This window comes from Myroides pelagicus (assembly GCF_009711055.1).
GTDB lineage: Bacteria > Bacteroidota > Bacteroidia > Flavobacteriales > Flavobacteriaceae > Flavobacterium > Flavobacterium pelagicum.
In genome coordinates this window covers 24,200-44,573 of sequence record NZ_WMJY01000024.1, presented here as the reverse complement: position 1 = coordinate 44,573, position 20,374 = coordinate 24,200, and the positions used below count along the sequence as shown (strand labels likewise).

Here is a 20,374-nt window from a genome sequence, read left to right as displayed (position 1 = left end):
CTAACGACCTTGTTTGATTGGCTGTGTTTCATAGTTTAAATGGTTTTTAAGTGGTTAATAATTAATAGTTTATGAATTGCCAAGGGCAATATCTTTTCTTATCTAATTGCCTTATAATTAGAATAAAGAACATTATATGTTATTGAAAAGTAAAGGCAATAGAATCCCTGTACGCATCTAAGTGGCTGATCTTAGTAATAGCGTATTGTGATTGTTTTCGATAAGTAAGAGGATTGCTTTTGCAATAAGCTATCTTATAAGTAAATAAGAGGCTTAAGTACAATTTGAGTTTTGGCGGACTTTTTCATTTTTTATGTTTTTTGTGGTTTGTCAATTAAAAAATACCATTACTGTTACTAAGTAGTATTACTTGAATAACAAGTAATGGTATAGGGTGGCCTGGTCGCGCTTCAATATCCCATTGAAAAATGCGAAAATAAACTAGTAACCGTGCCTTTAGGNTGAAAAATGCGAAAATAAACTAGTAACCGTGCCTTTAGGCAACTAACTAATCAACTAATTCAATTTAAAATGTTAAAATCAACTGCTTTACTAAGAGTAGGTAGGATTTTAAAGAAGATCCAAATAGGAATAAATTACACATTTGGTTTAAGTTATAAACTACCCTTGTAAAGCGAAATGTTTCATGAATTTAAATGGTTTAGCTTGGTTAATAATAGTTTGTTGTAATAAAAAAATAATTGAAAAATTCTCGAATAGATTTATTCGATAAGTCCTTTAAGGATGAGGTACTGATCTTTTAAAAGAGCAATACTAAGTTTTAAACCTCTTTATGCTTATTTGGGAGACAGCAGAATAAGAGGTTATAGTATGTTTTGTCATAGAATAGAAGATAAAAATCTAATATTTTATGAATTTAGTTTCTCTGATAGTCCAGTACAGAGTACTGAACTATCGTGTATTAGCATCACATTATAAAAATCATGTACTGATTTTAAGTCTTCCTTTTGGAAAACATATAGAAAGGAGTTACTTTTAGAGTGCGAATCTTAAAAGAAAAAACCAATTTCTATCTACGTTCACTAATGTGAAGGTAGGTGGGGATGCTATGTGTATGAATAAGGGAGTTAACTCCTTTATTCACTATACTGTTTTGTGTGAAACAATCTAAATATTACTCTTCATTTAAAACAACCCTTTTTCTTTCTAAGAGCCGTATTAACAGAATTATAAATAAAAAAATCGCTCACATAATTTATATGAACGATGTCTCTGTAGTATGATAAATCAAACCTTGTAAAAATGCAAGGAGCGGCTATATACTTCCAAACCGTAGGGGGCCTATTCCCTATAGAACAAAAATTCTATTTGCTTTTGAAAGCATACGTGAGTACCGCTCACATGCAGTACAAAAGTAAGAAACTTTTTTGCATGGAGCGACTTCACGGTTACTCGTAAGCAAAATAGGCCTTCACGGAACGAGATAACATCGTTTTAAGCGGTTAAGCTTAATAGTCATTGTAATTATTATAGACAAATATATAAATAAAAAACCAAATACCAAAAAGCTTTATATAAAACTTTATTGTATTTGAGTTTTGAGCGGATATCTATTGAAAAATGACAACTAGAAAAATAATTGGAGCAAAAATTAAAACTAGAAGAGAAGCAATGGGGTATTTGCTGAAAGATATTGTGCCTTTAGTTGGTATTTCTCTTTCTAGTGTTAAAGGTGTAGAGTCTGGAACTGCAAAAGATATTGATTTGTATCTAAAATATGCTGAATTTGTGAAATGTTCTATCGATCTAATTTGTGAGAAAAATGACTTTATTAAAAATAGCAAAACATATAAGCCAACTGATGCTGTTCGAACTTTATTAAAGGATAGTTTTTTTGATATTCCTAAGTTTGCTTTTGAAGTACGTGATAAACTTTTGAGTTTAGATTTAATTGATGAGAATGCAAGTAGTAGTTATGTGAGTAATATTCTGACTAATCTTGAGGAGCAAGGTGAAATTAATGTTGATCGTAGCAATAAAATACATAAGTATTATAAATAGGAAGCTTTACTCTTTAGAACACGTTATTTTAGAATTCTAAATACAAAATAATGTAATAAAGAATTTATGGAACATAGAATTAGTGAGTATATTAATATGAAGCTAACTCAAAAAAGAATGAGTTTGAAAGAGCTAGAATTTAAATCTAGTATTTCACAGAGTCAGATTAGTAAATTAAGTAGGGGATTAGTTTCAAAACTAAGTGCAGGTACTTTTTATTCTTTGATAAAAGCTTTTGACGATAATGTTAAAGATGCTAGTGGTATAGTCTATAAAGAATTTAATTTTAAGCTAAATAAAGTTGATTATAAAAAGAGAAATGACTTTGGTGAACTTATGAAGAGTTTTGAAACTAAAGAAAATACTATTGATATTATAGCTCAAAAAGCGGGATTGAAGGAATCAAGAGCTTTTGATTTGTATTATCGCAATGGGGCATTAGAAGCCTTCGAATTAATAATGATAGAAAAAGCGATTGGAGTAGAAGCAGGAACCTTGTTTGAATTGTATTTTAAAGAAAACTAACCCAACCAAAAGGATACTTTAAGCCAAATAATGCCAACTATTGTGTATTGGCATACATTTAGAATTTTGTTATGTAGCTTTCAGATAAATAAAAATATATTTATTATGGAAACAAAGAAAACTATAACAAAAAAGAGTGCTTACCACGGTTTTCATCTAAACGAAGCAGAGAACAAACAGTTTCTGGATTTACTGGAAAAGTATCAAGTTAGAAATAAGTCTCAGTTTATTCGTAAGCTTATTACTAAAAGAATAAATAAAGTGGTAGTTGTTGATCCGGTAACTAGTCAATATCATGTAAGCTTATCCTCCTTAGTTAACGAGTTTAGAACTTTAGGTGTAAACTATGCTCGTGTTGCAGATACTTATGTTAAAAATAAAGATTGTATTATCGCTTTTACTTCTTTGCAAGAACAAACCCTTGTTTTGTCAATGTTATGTGAAAGAATCTTAGAATTAGCTCTTGAGTATGAAAAAAAGCATTTATCTAAATCAAATTAGATATGATTTCAAAGATAGGGAAGAGTAATAATTTAGAAAATGCTTTAGATTATAATATATTAAAAGTAAATCTAAATCAGGCGTATATTCTTTTGAGTGATTATGTTTCTATACCTCTTGATTCTAATGCAGGTCTTAGAAGGGCTATACAAAAAAGCTTTGAGCCTTTTCTGTTGTCAAACTATAGGTCAGAAACTACAGTTAGGCATATCTCTTTGAACCCTAATCCTAAAGATAAATTAGACGATCTCACACTTAGAAGTATCGCAAAGGATTATATGGAAATTATGGGATATGAAAATCAGCCCTATATCGTGTTTAAGCACTTCGATATAGAGCGTATTCATCTTCATATTGTAACTACGCCTTTGACTCTTAAAGTAGCTAATAATCAACGTGACTTTGAGTTTTTTAGATCGATGGAAGCATGTGAGGATATTACCCGGAAGTATGGATTAACACCTTGGCTTAAAAAAGAGAAGATTAAAAAGGACTTGTCTTTGGCGGTTGTTGATTATCGCAAGCCAGATTTAATAGGTCAAATAGATAGCGTACTTAAAACCCTTCCTTATCATTATAGTTTTAAAGATATTGAGAGCTTTAATGCTTTACTTAGTTTATTTAAGATAAAATGTATAGTTAGCGTAAGTAAAAAGACCGGTAAAAAGCAAGTAGGGTATTTGGCATTAAATCTCCAAAATAATGCTGCAAGTAATTTTATAGTACATCACCGGTTATCTTCTAAATGTGATTTTGATTTTTTGACTATGTGTTTTAAAGAGTCAATTAAACGTATAGATAAACAAAGCGAGGTAGAAGAGGATTTAAAAAAGAAGATTCTAATGTGTTTGAAGGATGCCTTGGATTATAACGGGTTTAAAACCTCTTTAAAAGGAAGCGGGATTAATATTGTCAGACAAAAGGATAGTGCTTTAGAGCATAGCTATTATTTTATTTCTCATAAATACAAACATGTTTACTCATGTAAAGAGATTGACCAAAGATTAGTTAATAAGCTTGATCAAATAGGGTTTAATACTCTTGATTATGATAAAGAAAAAAGACAAGAGTATCTCGATTCTCATAGTTCTAAAATATATAATCAAATGAAGGATAGTTATAATGATTTAAAAATACACCCCTATTTTTCTTTTTTAGACGATTATACCACAGAATATAATAAGGGTGTATTTGTTAGCTTTTTTAATGCTTTTATGAATAAGGCAACAATGCAGGATAACACCCTTGAGTTAGAGGAGGATTATAGACGTAAAAAGAAAAAGAAGTCTAAGGGTGTTAAAGTGTAAATTTAATTTGTGAGTGAATATGGTTTATTTAATTGTTACAGGTAGCGTGCTTATTGGCTTGGTGTTGCTTTTATTAAAGGTTTATTTTAGTAAATCCAAAATAGGACACCCTGTTCAACCTGAAGATGTAATAGGGGAGAGTAAGACAGAATTTAGCAGAGGTGTTTTAATTAAAGAACATGAGTCTGAGCTTGATAGTCTAATTAAACAAAATACAGATTTATCAGCTAAAACTTTAGCTGATAAACTGGATTTGTGATGACTTATTTTCGGTTTAAAAGATGAATCAGATCAGGGTCGTTTTCAATTCTCTTGATTTCACTTTTGATAAGGTTTTGGATATCTTTTTTAATCTTATAATAGTTATCTTCGATAGCTTTGTCCAATAAATCTTCTTTATTAGAATTGGTAAAAGAAGTAATTATTGGGATTGGTTTGTAATTTCTCTCTTGCTGGCTTACTTTTTTATGATCCACTACTATTTCACAGTGAAATATCTTTTGATGTATTTTTTCATTAAAATTATCGGATACCGCACCAACAAACATTCCTTGTGATAAAGTTGATATTTTAGAAGTAGGAATAAGCATATCAAGTTGTGTGGAGAAAGATTGTGATCGATCGTTTCGATTAATAGAAATGCTTTGACGCTTTTGTAAAACCTTCCCAAAGCGCTCAGAAAGGCTTTTAGCTGAATCCCCTACTACTTGACCAGAGAATATATTTCCTACTGTGTTTTGGATAACCCTACTTTCTTTATCTCCGTAGTCTCTATTTAATTGAGAAAAATCCTGAAACCCTAAACAGACAGCTACTTTATTGCTTCTAGCTGTAGCAATTAAGTTGTCTAGGCCTCTAAAGTAAATTGTAGGTAGCTCGTCAATAATGACAGAACTTTTAAGTTGTCCTTTTTTGTTTATTAATTTAACAATGCGGGAGTTGTATAACCCCAGAGCTGCAGAATAGATATTTTGACGCTCAGGGTTATTTCCAACGCATAGTATTTTAGGCTCTTTTGGATTGTTTATGTCTAAAGAAAAATCATCACCGCTCATAACCCAATACAGCGATGGTGATATCATACGAGATAATGGAATCTTAGCCGAGGCTATTTGTCCTTGTAATTGATCTTGAGCTCCTCCTTGCCATGCATCCATAAAAGGAGAGAGGTAATTCTCTAAAGAGTCATAAGAGGTTAGAATGGTAAACACATCCGCATACCTTTGATTTAATAGTTCAATAGCGTGAGGAAAAGTGCAGTATTGTCCGTTTTTATAGATTTTTAAATACCATATTATTGAGGCTAATAGTATAATGGGTGACTCTACAAAAAAGTCACCTTGTTTTTGGATCCACGATCTATTTAGGTTTAGCATAATGGTATAGGCCGATTCATACGCATCAGATATATCGGTTATAAACTCAGGGTTAATGGGATTACAACGATGACTTTTTCTTGGGTTATCGAAGTTTATAACATAAAACTTAGGGCTAACTTCATATTTATCTTTGTGTTTCAGTAAATGATTGTATGCTATGGTTGAGAGATCATCATGTTTGAAATCATAGATATACATGGCAAAACCTTTTTCAATGTGTTGTTTGATATAATTATTGATAACGGCATAACTCTTCCCTGATCCAGGAGTTCCTAAGGCAATCGTGGCTCTAAAGGGGTTGACTATATTAACCCAGCCTTTATGCCACTTTTTTTTATAATAAAACTTTGTAGGTAGGTTCACTGAGTAAGGATTCTCTATAAGTTTGGTTTCTTGCATAAAGCTTTCATTCTCGGTGTTAAATACATCATCGAGTAAGTTTTCGTTTAGTAAACGACTTATCCAACTACCCGATACTAAAAGTAAAATATAACCTGTAAAGCAGGTTACTATATATAATAGGTGAGTAGGAGTGGATTCGATGTATAATAGAAAGAAGTTTAAAAAATATAACATGATTCCTAAAGAAAAAACAACAATGATTTTTTCTTTGGTTATTCTAGGGGTTTTAATACCTCTGTTTCCCCAAAGGCTTAAACTAAGAAGTAAAACACAGAAGAGTTTTGTGTATAATGGATGGGTAAAGAGATTTATTTTATAGTTAAACCCTATTAAGATTTTATTGACTATAAAATGAGTAAAACCTACTTTATCAAAAACTAAGTAACAATACCAGTATAAATGCATAAGTAAAATAATAATACTTACAGCTCTTAGAAAAGCTAATATTTTAGCTAGTGATCTTAAGTCGTCTTCTGATTGCATATCTATATTTTAAATGGTTAATATTTAAAAATAGTATGTGAAAAAATAAATATGAATTTTATCAGTTTATAGGAAACGTTTGGCGGGATAAGTCCTTTAAAATGAAAAAATGTCTTTACAGAGATGAGATTATGGCTTTTTGTTTTTAGGTGTTATATTGAAAAAAATATAGATAAATATGCATATTAAATATCATATTTCTTCTATATTCACGTGTAATATAGGTATGAAGAGTATTGTTGTTAAATTATTGTTTTATTAGAAATATATGATAAAACAATAAGTTTTGTCTTCCCTCATAAAATATAACCTTTCACACAAAAAATTGTGTTTTTAGTATAACTCAATATTTTAAAAGTGTACATTTGTAACTTATTGTTAAAAAACGTTGACACTTACTGACGGAGAAGTATTTTTTAAGACGAACAATAAACGAAAAAAGAAGATGAAAAAAGACATTAAAATTGCTGTAATAGGGCAAGGGTATGTAGGACTACCTTTGGCGCTTGCCTTCGCACAACATTATCCCGTTATTGGATTTGATATCAAGGCGAGTCGTGTCGATGAATTGACCCGAGGAATAGACTTGACCAAAGAGGTGGACGAAAGTCAACTCAGTGTTTCGGTTGTGACTTATACTACTTCTGGTGGGGTAAAGGGATATAAGCCGAGTACGGATATCAGCGATATTGCAGATGCTAATGTTTATATCATAACGGTGCCTACACCGATCAATCAATTCAATGCTCCTGACCTGAGCCCGTTAAAAGCTTCGTCTAAACTGGTAGGGTCTGTACTGAAAAAAGAGGATATTGTGATTTATGAATCGACAGTATATCCTGGCTGTACAGAGGAGGAGTGTATCCCTGTGTTGGAACAGGCATCACAGTTGGTGTTTAACCGTGATTTTTACGCAGGCTATTCGCCAGAGCGTATCAACCCAGGGGATAAAGTTAATACCTTAGAGACGATTGTCAAAGTGACTTCGGGAAGTACCCCAGAAGTAGCTGATTATATCGATGAATTATACCGCACGATTATCAAAGCGGGAACCCATAAAGCCCCTTCACTAAAGGTGGCAGAGGCAGCTAAAGTGATAGAAAACGCTCAACGCGATGTCAATATCTCTTTTGTCAATGAGCTAGCCTTAATCTTCGATCGCCTAGGCATCGATACACGAGATGTATTGGAAGCGGCAGGGACGAAGTTTAACTTCCTTAAATACAAACCGGGATTGGTAGGGGGACACTGTATCTCCGTTGATCCGTATTACTTAGCTCATAAGGCGATTCAAGTGGGGTATTACCCCGATGTGATTCTTTCTGGTCGCCGTGTAAACGATGAGATTCCGGTCTTTATCGCAAGTAAGGTGGTCAAGCTCATGATACAGAAAGGAATTGATGTGAGTCGCTCTCGCGTCTTGTTGCTGGGTATGGCGTTTAAGGAGAATTGCCCGGATACGCGTAATACCAAGGTGGCTAAGATCTATGAGGAGTTGATCTCTTACGGTTTGACTGTTGATGTGTACGATCCTTGGGTGAATAAGGCGGAAGTGATGGAGGAGTATGGGATAGAGGTGATGACGACGAAGGAGGAGTTGAGTCATCCAAAAGATGTGACGTGCGATCATCGTTTTGGAAAAAACACACAGTGCTATAATGCCGTTTTACTCCTAACTGCTCATGGTGAATTTAAGGAGCTTGATGTTTTTGATTACCTTGTGGAGCAAGGGGTGGTTTATGATGCCAAGGCGGTATTGGATAGAGGTATTGTAGATAGTAGATTGTAAAAGAAAAATAAATAATAAATCTCAATGAGAACAGATTATAAAATAGCAGTAATAGGACAAGGATATGTTGGATTGCCTTTAGCAATTGAGTTTTCAAAGCATTTCCCAGTAATAGGGTTTGATATTAATAAAGAGAGAGTTGATGAGTTAGACAGAGGAGAAGATCATACTCTAGAGGCTGATTTAGAACAGTTGAATTCTTCTTTAAGAGAAGCTAAAGGAAATAACTTCGAAAAAGGATACCAAGCTTCAAATGATTTATCGATATTAAGTACTGCTAATGTATTTATAGTAACTGTTCCTACTCCTATTGACGAGTTTAATGCACCTGATTTACAACCATTAAGAGGAGCATCTGCTATGTTGGGTAAAGTATTGAAAAAAGGAGATATTGTGATTTATGAATCTACTGTATATCCTGGTTGTACTGAAGAGGTGTGTGTACCCTTATTAGAAGAATTTTCAGGATTAGTGTTTAATCAAGATTTCTACGTTGGTTATTCACCTGAGCGTATTAATCCAGGAGATAAGGTAAATACCTTAACGACTATTATGAAAGTAACTTCAGGAAGCACGCCTGAGATAGCAATCGAAATAGATAATTTATATAAGACAATCATTAAAGTAGGAACGCATTTAGCGCCTTCTTTAAAAGTGGCTGAAGCATCGAAAGCAATAGAGAATGCACAACGTGATGTGAATATCTCTTTTGTGAATGAATTAGCTTTAATTTTTGATAAAGTAGGTATAGATACCAACGATGTGTTAGAAGCAGCAGGTACAAAGTTTAATTTCTTGAAATATAAACCAGGTTTAGTTGGAGGACACTGTATTTCTGTAGATCCTTATTATTTAGCTCATAAAGCTACTCAATTAGGATACCATCCAGAAGTGATTTTATCAGGACGTAGAGTAAATGATCGTATGGCATCGTTTGTAGCGTCTAAGACGATCCAATTAATGATAGAAAAGGATCTACATATTAAGGGAGCTAATATTTTGATTTTAGGAGTTACTTTTAAAGAGAATTGTCCTGATGTACGTAATACCAAAGTAGCAGATATATATAAAGAGTTGAAGAAGTTTGGAGTAAATGTAGATGTTTATGATCCATGGGCTAAAGCTTCAGAGGTATATCTTGAATATGGTATTGAGATAGAAGAAACATTACCAAAAGATAAGAAATATGAAGCTGTGGTAATAGCAGTTGCTCATAAACAGTTCTTAACGTTAGAGTTAAAGCACTTGACTGTAGATAATGCTGTGGTGTTTGACACTAAAGCATGTTTAGATAGAAATATTGTTGATGCTAGATTATAAGTAAATTAAAGAGAATGAAAAAGATAGTAATCACAGGAGGAGCAGGATTTATAGGTTCCCATGTAGTTAGACAGTTTGTAAATAAATACCCAGCGTATCAGATTTACAATTTAGATGCCTTGACGTATGCGGGTAACTTAGAGAATTTGAGAGATTTAGAAAAAGCTTCTAACTATACTTTTGTCAAAGGAGATATTACAGATGAACAGTTTATCTACGAATTGTTTCAAAGAGAACAGTTTGATGCAGTAATACACTTAGCGGCAGAGTCACATGTAGATCGTTCGATTACAGACCCATTGGCATTTGTTAAAACCAATGTAATTGGTACTGTGAATCTATTACAAGCTTTTAAAGAGGTATGGCAAGACAATTGGGAAGGAAAGCGTTTTTATCACGTGAGTACAGACGAAGTATATGGAAGTTTAGGAGAAACAGGTTTCTTTTATGAAACCACTGCTTATGATCCTAATTCGCCCTATTCGGCTTCTAAGGCAAGTTCTGATCACTTTGTACGTGCATATGGAGAGACTTATGGCATGCCTTATGTAGTGAGTAACTGCTCTAATAACTATGGTCCAAACCACTTCCCTGAGAAGTTAATTCCACTGTGCATTCACAATATAATCAATAAGAAACCATTGCCTATCTATGGAAATGGAAAATATACTCGTGATTGGTTATTTGTAATTGACCATGCAAGGGCGATAGATGATGTGTTCCATAAAGGTGGAAATGCAGAGACTTACAATATCGGTGGATTTAATGAATGGCAAAATATCGACTTAGTTAAAGAACTGTGTAAACAAATGGACGTGGTCTTAGGACGTGAAGCAGGAGAGAGTGAGCAGTTGATTACGTTTGTAAAAGACAGGCCAGGACATGATTTACGTTATGCTATTGATGCGACGAAGATTAATAAAGAATTAGAATGGTCACCCTCTGTTACATTCCCAGAAGGATTAGCAAAAACGATTGATTGGTATATGAATAATCAAGAATGGTTAAACAATGTGACTAGTGGAGCGTATGCGGATTATTACGAAGTACAGTATAAATAAACTGTTTTTTTGTTGTTTGTTTTTTCGTGTTTTGTCAAAGTAGCTAACTTTGCAACTGAAATATGGAATTACAGGAAGGCAAAACCACAAAATTAAAAAAAAACAGAAATACATAAAAAATGAAAGTAATAGAGACACATCTAAAAGGATGTTTTATTATAGAACCTCAGAAGTTTGGAGATAGCAGAGGTTATTTTTTTGAGAGTTTTAATGCGAAGCGATTCAACGAATTGACAAATACGGAGACGTTGTTTGTACAAGACAATCAGTCTTATTCTACTAAAGGGGTGATTCGTGGATTACATGCACAACAAGGAGAATTTGCTCAAGCAAAATTAGTACGTGTATTACAAGGAAAAGTGATTGACGTAGCTGTAGATGCTCGTCCTGACTCACCTACTTTTGGACAGCATGTAGCGGTGGAACTCTCGGAAGAGAATAATTTACAGCTTTTTATTCCAAGAGGGTTCTTACATGGATTTTCTGTATTGTCAGAAACAGCAGTGTTCTTTTATAAATGCGATAATTTTTATAACAAAGACTCAGAGCAAGGAATAATTTATAATGATCCAGCTTTAGGAATTGACTGGAGAGTAGAAGAAGAAAGTGAAATAGTATCTGATAAAGATATCATCTTACCAACTTTTAATGAAATCTATAAGAAGTAAGATGAAAATACTTGTAACAGGAAGTACTGGTCAATTAGGCTCTGAATTGAAGGATTTGGTAGTACACTATCCACAATATAACTTTGTATTTATGGATAGAGAGAAGATGTCTTTGGATGATGCAGAACGTATTTTGACAGTATTAAATGCAGAGCATCCTGATTTTATTATTAATGCAGGAGCCTATACTGCTGTAGATAAGGCAGAGTCGGAAAGAGAGTTAGCAGATAGAGTTAATCACCAAGGAGTGCGTGTATTAGGAGAGTGGTGTCAAGAATATGACGCTCATTTAGTACATTTATCTACAGATTATGTGTTTGATGGAACTTCTTCAATTCCTTTGACTGAAGAAGCTGAATCAGCTCCTATCAACATTTATGGTGCTACAAAGCGACAAGGAGAAAAGGCATTAATGTCTGTTCATCCAGATGCTGTTATAATCCGTACTTCGTGGGTGTATTCTACTTATGGTAATAATTTTGTAAAGACAATGAGTCGCCTGATGCAAGAGAGAGAAATTTTAGGTGTTGTCAGTGATCAAATTGGAACACCAACGTATGCTGCAGATTTGGCACAAGTGATCATGCAGATAATCAGTAGTAATATCTGGAAAGGTGGATTGTACCACTATTCCAATGAGGGAGAAATTAGCTGGTATGATTTTGCATCTAAAATAAAAGAGATTAAAGGTTTTGGGTGTGATGTAAATGCTATAGAAAGTAGTGCTTTTCCTACGTCTGCAAAGCGACCAGCGTATTCACTATTGGATAAAAGTAAGATTAAAAAAGAGTATCATATAATAGTCCCACATTGGGAAGATAGTTTAAAAAGAATGCTTGCCAAGTTATAATAAGATAAAGAATAAAAAAGTATATGAAAGGAATTGTTTTAGCAGGGGGATCAGGAACGAGATTACACCCATTAACATTAGCAGTAAGTAAGCAGTTAATGCCAGTATATGATAAACCGATGATTTATTATCCTTTATCTACGTTGATGTTAGCAGGGATCAATGAGATATTGATAATTTCTACACCACATGATTTACCACATTTTGAAAAGTTGTTAGGTGATGGAAGTCGTATAGGGTGTAAGTTTAGTTATGCAGTACAACATGAACCAAATGGATTAGCACAAGCTTTTGTGATAGGGGAAGAGTTTATCGGTGATGACAAAGTTGCATTAGTATTAGGAGACAATATTTTTTACGGTAGTGGTATGTCTAAATTGTTGCAATCTTGTACTCAAGAAGAAGGAGGAGTGGTATTTGCTTATCCAGTGCACGACCCTGAGCGTTATGGTGTTGTGGAATTTGATCAAGACAATAATGTAATTTCTATAGAAGAGAAGCCAGTAGAGCCTAAATCAAATTACGCTGTACCAGGTTTGTACTTCTATGATAATTCTGTAGTGGAGATTGCGAAAAATATAGTACCTTCTGCTCGTGGAGAGTACGAAATTACAGATGTAAATAAAGAGTATTTAAAGAGAGGGAAACTAAGAGTAGGGGTGTTTGATAGAGGTACAGCATGGTTAGATACAGGAACTTTTGCATCATTAATGCAGGCAGGACAGTTTGTTCAAGTAATAGAGGAGCGTCAAGGAATGAAGATAGGAGCAATTGAGGAAGTTGCTTATCGTATGGGATATATTTCTCTAGAACAATTGCATAAGATAGCTGAGCCTTTGTGTAAAAGTGGGTACGGTAATTATTTAATTAAACTTTAATGGGTAGTGTAGGGAAAGAACTCAAACAGGGGTTTTTAGTGACTCTATTATCTCAATATAGTACAGTAATAGTTCAAGTTGTTCTTGGAATTATTTTAGCTAGGTTGTTAACTCCAGAAGAATTTGGAATTGTTGCTGTAATACTAGTTTTTGTTTCACTTTTTCAATTAGTATCAGGAAGTTTTAGTTCAGGTATTATTCAGATTAAAGAATTGAACCAAAAAGATTTTATACAGCTATTCATCTTAACTTTTTTTTTAGGTATTATTTTAAGTATATTATTCTGTATTTTAGGGTATTGTATTGTATGGTTTTACACAAATGAAGTTTACTTAGAATTAAGTATTTATCTTTCAATAGGAGTTTTTTTTTCAGCAATTAGTATGCTACCAATGGCATTAAACCGTCGTAATAAGTTATTTTTAGAAACCGGTATATCACAATTACTATCGGCTATTATTTCGGGAGCAGTTGGTGTGTTTTTAGCTTATAACGGATACGGATATTATACTATAGTCTTGCAGTCATTATTAAATTCATTTTTAGTTTTTGTATTTAATTTTTATTTTTCTAATGAACTACACTGTGTTAATAGGTATATGCCTAACAATAAAGACATGAAAGCTTCTTTTTATAAGATTAAAGATTATGTGTTTACTAATCTAGGATTTGATGTTTTAAATTTTTTTTCAAGAAATTTAGATTCTATACTTATTGGTAAGTTTTTGGGAGTGTCCAATTTAGCATTATATGATAAATCTTATAGATTAGTATTGTATCCTGTTGCAAACCTACAACAAGTAGTAGGTAGAGTATTGCATCCTGTGTTATCAAGTTATAGTTCTAATTTACCATTAATCTTAAGTAATTATAAGAAGGTACTTTATCATTTAGGAACTATAGGGGCATCAATAATGGTTTTTATTTATTTTTCAAGTACTGAAATAATTACCATTATGTATGGTGAGCAATGGTTAGATAGTATTCCAATATTTAGGATTCTATCCCTAACAATTTGGTTTCAAATAATTCAATCCTCTACTGGTAGTATTTTTTTGTCGACAAATAATCCACGATTGTATTTTTATTCAGGTGGAGTTGGTGCAGTTTTTATTATTTTTTCTACATGTTTGGGAATTTATTTAGGCGATCTTGTCAATGTAGTGTATTTAGTTAGTTTGGGATTAGTTTTGAACTTTGTGCAATCATTGTTATTTATTTGTTATAAAGTTTTCAATTGTAGTTTATATGAATTTTTAAAAGTACTATTTTTAAGTGTTATAGGGGCTTTATTTAGCACAGTATTGTTAAAGTTAAATATAGTAACTTGGGATAATTATTATATTAAACTTATATATAATGGTATTGTATCTTTCTTACCGTTAGTAGTTATTTATAGAAAAAAGATTAAAGAATTTCTTTAGTATGGCAGTTTTATTTATAGTTTTTGAAAAAATTACTGAAGGAAAGGGGATTTCAAAGAAAATTCTTCAACAAGTTAGTAGTTTAAAAAATATAGGAAAGAAGGTAGATTTTGTTTCTTTTGAATATAATAATGGTTTTTATACTAGAACGGTAAATAACGTTATTTGTAAACGATTTAAGAAGAATAAGGTTGTGTCTTTCTTTCAACGTTTTTACACTTTTGAAGATATTATTGATGTATATCAGAAGGGCGAGTATGATGTAGTTTATATACGTTATAATCATATTGCTAGTTACTTCTTTTTAAAGTTTTTGTTTCTGTTAAAAAAGACAGGAAATGCGAAAGTTATTTTAGAAATACCAACCTATCCCTATGATGAAGAGTATAAAAGTGTTAATTTGTTTACTTGGGTAAGGCACTGCGAAGAGAGGATGTTTAGGAGTAGTATGAGAAAATATGTAGATTATATTGTTTCATATGTCAATGATAACAGTATATTTGGAATACCTTCAATATCTATAAGTAATGGTATTAGCTTAGATAATATACCTTCTTATGTTGAAAATAAGCATATTAGTAATGGACATGATATTGTTCTAACAGGTGTTGCTTCAATGGAATTTTGGCATGGATATGATCGTATGATTAAAGGAATTGGTGAGTATTATAAGAGTGGAAATAATACTGTTAAGATTTATTTTAATTTAGTAGGACCAGAAAATACATTAGCATCTAAAGAGTATAAAAAGTTGGTTACCTTCTATAAATTAGAAGAATATGTTGTTTTTCATAATGTTTTAAGTGGCGATGTTTTAGATAGAGTATTTGCTTCTACTGATATTGCAATTGGTTGTCTTGGATGTCATAGAAAGGGAATTGAAGATATTAAATCTTTGAAGAATAGGGAGTATTGTGCTAGAAGTATACCTTTTGTTTATTCAGAAAATGATAGTGATTTTGATAGTAAAGATTTTGTTTTTAAGGTTGTTCCAGATGAGAGCATAGTTGATATAGCGAAACTTGTGAACTGGTTCTATACTTCTAAATTTGATAAGAAAGCTATGAGAGAGTTTTCTGAAACTGATTTAAGTTGGGAGAAGCAATTTTCTAAGATTTATGATGTAATGGATAATCAATTTTAGTATGTTTTATTTTTTTGGTTTTTTACTATTTGTTTTATCAGTGTTACTTTCTAAATGTTACCATAATGGTAGTATAGGTAGATTTGTGAATAATCTAATGGTTTTTGTATGGTGTTTTGTTTTATGTGGATTAGTTACTTATACAACAGATAGTGAGTCATATCAAACTATGCTTGATCTCGAAATAGAGAGAGATTTTTTTTACAATGTAATTTCTGAGGGGATTGTGAAAAGATTTAGTTCTGATTATTTTGTAATGCATAAGATTTATAGTGTCTTAATATTATTGTCATACTTATATTTTTTGAATCAAGTATGTAAAGGTTTTAATGTTTTTACAATTAGTTTTTTATATATACTAATACTTTATCTTTTTTTTACGGTTCAAATCCGTTATTTTTTAGCATTTTTTTTAATGCTAAACGGTTTTTACTATTATTATAAAAAGGAACGGATATCATATTTGGTTTTTTTTGGATTGTCTATCACAAATCATATCAGTACAATATTGTTTTTACCTTTTTTGTTTTTTTTTAAATATTCATTTAAGAATATTGTTAAATATGCAGGTCTTATAAGTATAACATCATTTGTTTTATTTTATGTTTTGAAATTTTCACTAGGTGGGTTTTTTAGTAGATTTCATGGTTATGATGTGTATTTAACAAAAGAGTCAGAATCTACTTTTTTGGGTGGTATGTTTTTTATGATGCCTTACTTTTACTTGGTGTGGTTTCTTAAGAGAAGATATTGGGAAAGCTACAGTATTGATAATTTGACTGAATTTTTAGTGAAATTGTATGCTTTGTGTTTTATGTATATGGGAATTGCAATTCAACTATTGATTATAGGGCATCGTATAATAATTCCAATGTATCTAGTATTTTTAGTAGCATGTGTTCGATTAAATGTAAAAAAATATAAAATTTTTTTAATAACTATTGGGTTAGCTATTCATCATTATATAGTTCCCATATTTTTATTTGGAAGATCATTCTGGTTGAATGAAATAATTAAAATGTTAGAATCAATTAAAATATGAAAAGTATATCTTTCGTAATTGTGTCTTATATTTCACAAGAGTTATTAAGAGATTGTATAGAATCAATCATAAAGGAATGTGAAGTTATTAATATAGAATATGAAATTATAGTAGTGGACAATAGCCCTAATGAGTATAAAGAGATTATTCGGTTATTAATAGCATCTTTTAATATACCTATAATGTATATTCCTAGTAAGAATATTGGATATGGTGCGGGAAATAATTTAGGTTGTCAAAGTAGTAAAAAGGATATAATTTGTATAATTAATCCTGATGTAAGGTTAAAAGCTTATACATTAAAATATGTTTTTGAAAAATTAAATAATGATTTAAATTTAGCTTTACTTGGAGGGAAGCAAATTGGAGGTAGAAATATTAGTTTTTATTTATTACCTGAGTTTTTTGTCCCTTTTTTAAGTGCATTAATTGTTTTGATTTCTAATAGATTTAATTTGTTTAACAGTAGATTTTTTTTTCTTTCTGGTGCTTGTTTTTTTATGCCAAGGGAAAAGTTTGAGGAAGTAGGTGGGTTTGATTCGAATATTTTTTTATATCATGAAGAATCAGATCTTAGCAAACGTATTTTAGCTAATAATTATAAGATTGAGTATGATAAACGTATTGAGTATATTCATGAAATGGGGGAGAGAAATAATTTAAGTGATAAAACATTCATTTGTATGCTAGAATCTTTGTTTTATTATTTGAATAAGTATGACTTATCTGTCAAAAGAGTTGGTTTTTTTAAAAAAATATATTTTAGATTTACAGATAAAAGATTATATGAATTATTTTGTGAGTTCTATAATAAAGGTAAATTATGATTGTTATAGATTGTATTTATATTAATAATGGTGGAGGAAAAGTGTTATTAGATTATTTAGTAGACACTATCGAGAATACAAATTTGAGTGTTCTTTATTTGTTTGATAATAGAATCAAAAAACATTATAGTATTAAGAGCAGTAATGAAGCTCTTTATATGAAGCCGTCGTTAAGATCTCGATTTTTATTTTATTTAAAAAATCAACAGAGAATTAGTAAAGTGTTTGTTTTAGGGAATATTCCCCCTTTATTAAGAATTGAGAATGCTACAGTTTATACTTATTTTCATAATACTATTTATTTAGATGTACCAAATGATTTTAGTTTAATAGAACATATTAAGTATTATTTTAAAGTATTGATCATTAAGATGGTCTCAAGAAATACGAATTTTTGGATTGTACAAACTAATGAAGTGTATTTTCAGTTTATTCAAAAATTTAAACAGAAAAATAAAATTAAGATAATCCCTTTTTTTTCAGAGTTTAAAGAGAAGGAAGGAATTAGTTGTAGTCGTATTCAGAATACTTTTTTGTACGTTAGTAATGGTCAAGCTAATAAAAATCATATTCGTTTAATAAAAGCGTTTTGTAAAGCGTATGATATATCAGGTAAAGGAGAACTTATATTAACTGTAGGTGAAAATTTTTCAGAAATAGTTCTTTTGATTGAAGAAATGCAAAATAAGGGCTATCCAATACATAATTTAGGATTGGTAGAAAGGGAAGATCTTAGAAAGATATATTTGAGTAGTGAATATATTATTTATCCTTCTTTATCAGAGAGCTTTGGTTTAGGTCTATTAGAAGGAGGAAATCAGGGATGTAAAATTATTGGTGCAGATTTACCTTATACTTATTCAATTTGTGAACCATCTTTAGTTTTTAACCCTTTCTCAGAGAATTCTATTCGTGATGTTATTATTAGTGCTTTGAATAGTTGTCAAGTTGGTAGTAAAATAAAAGTAAGAGATCAAATAAATGAAATTGTTTTTTTATTAAGAAAGAAATGAATCAGATAAAAGTATTATTAGCTAGTTATAATGGTAGCAAATATATTGTAGAACAAGTTAAATCTATATTAGATCAGGAAGGTGTTGTAGTTGACTTAGAAATAAGAGATGATAGTAGTACTGATGATACTGTAGATAAAATCAAGAAGTTATATTTTGGTTTAAAGATTAATGTTAACAATACGGGGACAGGATCTGCTGCTTGTAATTTTCTTAAGATGATTGAGTTGCTTGATTTTAAAGAATCGTTTGATTATGTGTCATTTGCTGATCAAGATGATTTGTGGTTGCCTCAAAAATTAAAATCTGCCATAGATCTTTTAGAAGCAACCAATTCTGTTCTATATTGTTCTAATCTGACAAAGTGGGATATCAGTAAAAATGTTTATTCACTTTTAAAAAAGGATTACAAACAAGAGAAGTTTGATTTTTTATTTGAAGGAGGTAGCGCTGGTTGTACTTATGTTTTTAGTCGTGATTTTGCTTCAAAACTTCAATCTATGTTGAAAAATGTAGATTATCTTAGTTGGAGTAATTTATCACATGATTGGTTGGTGTATTTTTATGCACGATTACAGAAATTGCCTGTAGTGATAGATGGTGATTCTTACATTCATTATAGATTACATGGAAATAATGTACATGGACATTTGAATCAATTAAGTTTTCAGACAATTAAAGAAAAGTTTAATCAAGTATTGGATGGTTATCACAAGGAAGTAGCTAGACAATTTATTCAATTAGTTCCACAGGGATCAGAAGAGTATCAGATCTATAGTGCTTTCTTAGGAAGTTATTGGAAAAGAAATAGTATGATTTGGAAATATAATACGACTTTGATGAGAGATAAGAAAAAATTAATTGCTTTTATGTTTTTAAATCTATTGAAATAGTATAGTTATGTATAAACATTTTTTTAAACGAGTATTTGATTTTATAGCTGCTTTAATAGGATTAACATTATTAAGTCCTATTTTTATTGTTGTGGTTATAGGGTTGTATTTTGTTAATCAAGGAAAACCTTTCTTCTTTCAGGCACGTCCAGGTAAAGGAGGAAATATCTTTAGGATAGTGAAATTTAAGACAATGAATGATAAGATAGATAGTGAAGGTAATTTACTATCTGATGCTGAGCGATTGACTTCTATTGGAGCATTTGTACGTAAAACATCTCTTGATGAAATACCCCAGTTAATTAATGTGTTAAAAGGGGATATGAGTTTAATAGGACCTCGTCCATTGCTACCTCAATACTTACCATTATATAATGCGGAGCAACAACGCAGGCATGAAGTGAAACCAGGAATTACAGGTTGGGCACAGGTCAATGGTCGCAATGCAATTTCTTGGAAGAAAAAGTTTGAATTAGATGTTTATTATGTAGATAATCTTAGCTTTGTATTAGATATAAAGATTTTCTTTTTAACAATTAAGAAGGTTTTTGTTAGGGAAGGAGTAAATCAAGCTGGACAAGCTACTACAGAACCGTTTAGAGGAAATAATTAAAAATTATATTATGAAAGAATTTTTAGAAAAAATAAAAGAGGCATTAGAGATTGAAGATAGGGATATTCAAATGACAGATAATTTTAAGGAATATGATGAATGGGATTCTTTAAATAAGTTATCATTGATAGTAATGATAGATGAGGAATATGATGTTCAAGTTCCTGATGATAAGGTTAATTCTTGTAGTTCATTACAAGAATTATATGATGAAATTCAAAAATTAAAATAAG

General features: G+C 31.2%; 20 protein-coding genes. 19 read left to right on the top strand and 1 reads right to left on the bottom strand.

Annotated features, from left to right (window positions below; translation table 11 throughout):
- Positions 1–1,581 precede the first annotated feature (1,581 nt).
- The 5 genes from GJV77_RS10840 to GJV77_RS10820 all read left to right on the top strand — a co-directional run bounded on the left by GJV77_RS10840 (position 1,582) and on the right by GJV77_RS10820 (position 4,614).
- Positions 1,582–2,022 (top strand): helix-turn-helix domain-containing protein, encoded by a 441-nt coding sequence (locus GJV77_RS10840; protein WP_155036376.1) that lies wholly within the window; start codon positions 1,582–1,584, stop codon positions 2,020–2,022.
- A 66-nt stretch (positions 2,023–2,088) separates the two neighbouring features.
- Complete coding sequence (locus GJV77_RS10835) at positions 2,089–2,547, top strand: transcriptional regulator (RefSeq protein WP_155036375.1); 459 nt, start codon at positions 2,089–2,091, stop codon at positions 2,545–2,547.
- A gap of 105 nt (positions 2,548–2,652) precedes the next feature.
- Positions 2,653–3,048 (top strand): plasmid mobilization protein, encoded by a 396-nt coding sequence (locus GJV77_RS10830; RefSeq protein ID WP_155036374.1) that lies wholly within the window; start codon positions 2,653–2,655, stop codon positions 3,046–3,048.
- A gap of 2 nt (positions 3,049–3,050) precedes the next feature.
- Positions 3,051–4,355, top strand: a complete 1,305-nt coding sequence (locus GJV77_RS10825) for a relaxase/mobilization nuclease domain-containing protein (RefSeq protein WP_155036373.1) — start codon at positions 3,051–3,053, stop codon at positions 4,353–4,355.
- Between the two features lie 19 nt (positions 4,356–4,374).
- Positions 4,375–4,614, top strand: a complete 240-nt coding sequence (locus GJV77_RS10820; RefSeq protein WP_155036372.1) for a hypothetical protein — start codon at positions 4,375–4,377, stop codon at positions 4,612–4,614.
- Between the two features lie 4 nt (positions 4,615–4,618).
- On the opposite strand, the gene mobC is transcribed toward GJV77_RS10820, so the two are convergent.
- Entirely contained in the window at positions 4,619–6,619 is a 2,001-nt protein-coding gene (gene mobC, locus GJV77_RS10815) for a conjugal transfer protein MobC (RefSeq protein ID WP_155036371.1), read from the bottom strand.
- A 445-nt stretch (positions 6,620–7,064) separates the two neighbouring features.
- On the opposite strand from mobC, the gene GJV77_RS10810 reads away from it, so the two are divergent.
- From GJV77_RS10810 to GJV77_RS10745, 14 genes are all read left to right on the top strand, one after another.
- Positions 7,065–8,408: a nucleotide sugar dehydrogenase gene (locus tag GJV77_RS10810; RefSeq protein ID WP_155036370.1), complete on the top strand. Its 1,344-nt coding sequence runs from the start codon at positions 7,065–7,067 to the stop codon at positions 8,406–8,408.
- A gap of 24 nt (positions 8,409–8,432) precedes the next feature.
- Positions 8,433–9,728 (top strand): nucleotide sugar dehydrogenase, encoded by a 1,296-nt coding sequence (locus GJV77_RS10805; protein WP_155036369.1) that lies wholly within the window; start codon positions 8,433–8,435, stop codon positions 9,726–9,728.
- Positions 9,729–9,742: 14 nt separating this feature from the next.
- Positions 9,743–10,789, top strand: a complete 1,047-nt coding sequence (rfbB, locus tag GJV77_RS10800) for a dTDP-glucose 4,6-dehydratase (RefSeq protein WP_155036368.1) — start codon at positions 9,743–9,745, stop codon at positions 10,787–10,789.
- 119 nt (positions 10,790–10,908) lie between these two features.
- Complete coding sequence (rfbC, locus tag GJV77_RS10795; RefSeq protein ID WP_155036367.1) at positions 10,909–11,457, top strand: dTDP-4-dehydrorhamnose 3,5-epimerase; 549 nt, start codon at positions 10,909–10,911, stop codon at positions 11,455–11,457.
- A gap of 1 nt (position 11,458) precedes the next feature.
- Positions 11,459–12,307 (top strand): dTDP-4-dehydrorhamnose reductase, encoded by an 849-nt coding sequence (gene rfbD, locus GJV77_RS10790; RefSeq protein WP_155036366.1) that lies wholly within the window; start codon positions 11,459–11,461, stop codon positions 12,305–12,307.
- A 23-nt stretch (positions 12,308–12,330) separates the two neighbouring features.
- Positions 12,331–13,185, top strand: a complete 855-nt coding sequence (gene rfbA / locus GJV77_RS10785) for a glucose-1-phosphate thymidylyltransferase RfbA (protein WP_155036365.1) — start codon at positions 12,331–12,333, stop codon at positions 13,183–13,185.
- Positions 13,185–14,609 (top strand): lipopolysaccharide biosynthesis protein, encoded by a 1,425-nt coding sequence (locus GJV77_RS10780; protein WP_155036364.1) that lies wholly within the window; start codon positions 13,185–13,187, stop codon positions 14,607–14,609. Before rfbA ends, GJV77_RS10780 begins: the two co-directional genes overlap by 1 nt.
- A 1-nt stretch (position 14,610) precedes the next feature.
- Positions 14,611–15,753 carry a glycosyltransferase family protein gene (locus tag GJV77_RS10775; protein WP_155036363.1) on the top strand — a complete coding sequence of 381 codons (1,143 nt, stop codon included), beginning with the start codon at positions 14,611–14,613 and terminating at the stop codon, positions 15,751–15,753.
- Position 15,754: 1 nt separating this feature from the next.
- Complete coding sequence (locus GJV77_RS15085) at positions 15,755–16,795, top strand: EpsG family protein (protein WP_155036362.1); 1,041 nt, start codon at positions 15,755–15,757, stop codon at positions 16,793–16,795.
- Positions 16,792–17,622: a glycosyltransferase family 2 protein gene (locus GJV77_RS10765; protein ID WP_155036361.1), complete on the top strand. Its 831-nt coding sequence runs from the start codon at positions 16,792–16,794 to the stop codon at positions 17,620–17,622. The genes GJV77_RS15085 and GJV77_RS10765 overlap by 4 nt, the downstream gene beginning before the upstream one ends.
- Positions 17,619–18,635, top strand: coding sequence for a glycosyltransferase (locus GJV77_RS10760; protein ID WP_155036360.1), 1,017 nt, complete (start codon positions 17,619–17,621; stop codon positions 18,633–18,635). The genes GJV77_RS10765 and GJV77_RS10760 overlap by 4 nt, the downstream gene beginning before the upstream one ends.
- Complete coding sequence (locus GJV77_RS10755; protein WP_155036359.1) at positions 18,632–19,528, top strand: glycosyltransferase; 897 nt, start codon at positions 18,632–18,634, stop codon at positions 19,526–19,528. Before GJV77_RS10760 ends, GJV77_RS10755 begins: the two co-directional genes overlap by 4 nt.
- Positions 19,529–19,535: 7 nt before the next feature.
- Positions 19,536–20,141 carry a sugar transferase gene (locus GJV77_RS10750; RefSeq protein ID WP_155036358.1) on the top strand — a complete coding sequence of 202 codons (606 nt, stop codon included), beginning with the start codon at positions 19,536–19,538 and terminating at the stop codon, positions 20,139–20,141.
- A 10-nt stretch (positions 20,142–20,151) separates the two neighbouring features.
- Positions 20,152–20,373, top strand: coding sequence for an acyl carrier protein (locus GJV77_RS10745; RefSeq protein WP_155036357.1), 222 nt, complete (start codon positions 20,152–20,154; stop codon positions 20,371–20,373).
- Position 20,374: the final 1 nt, after the last annotated feature.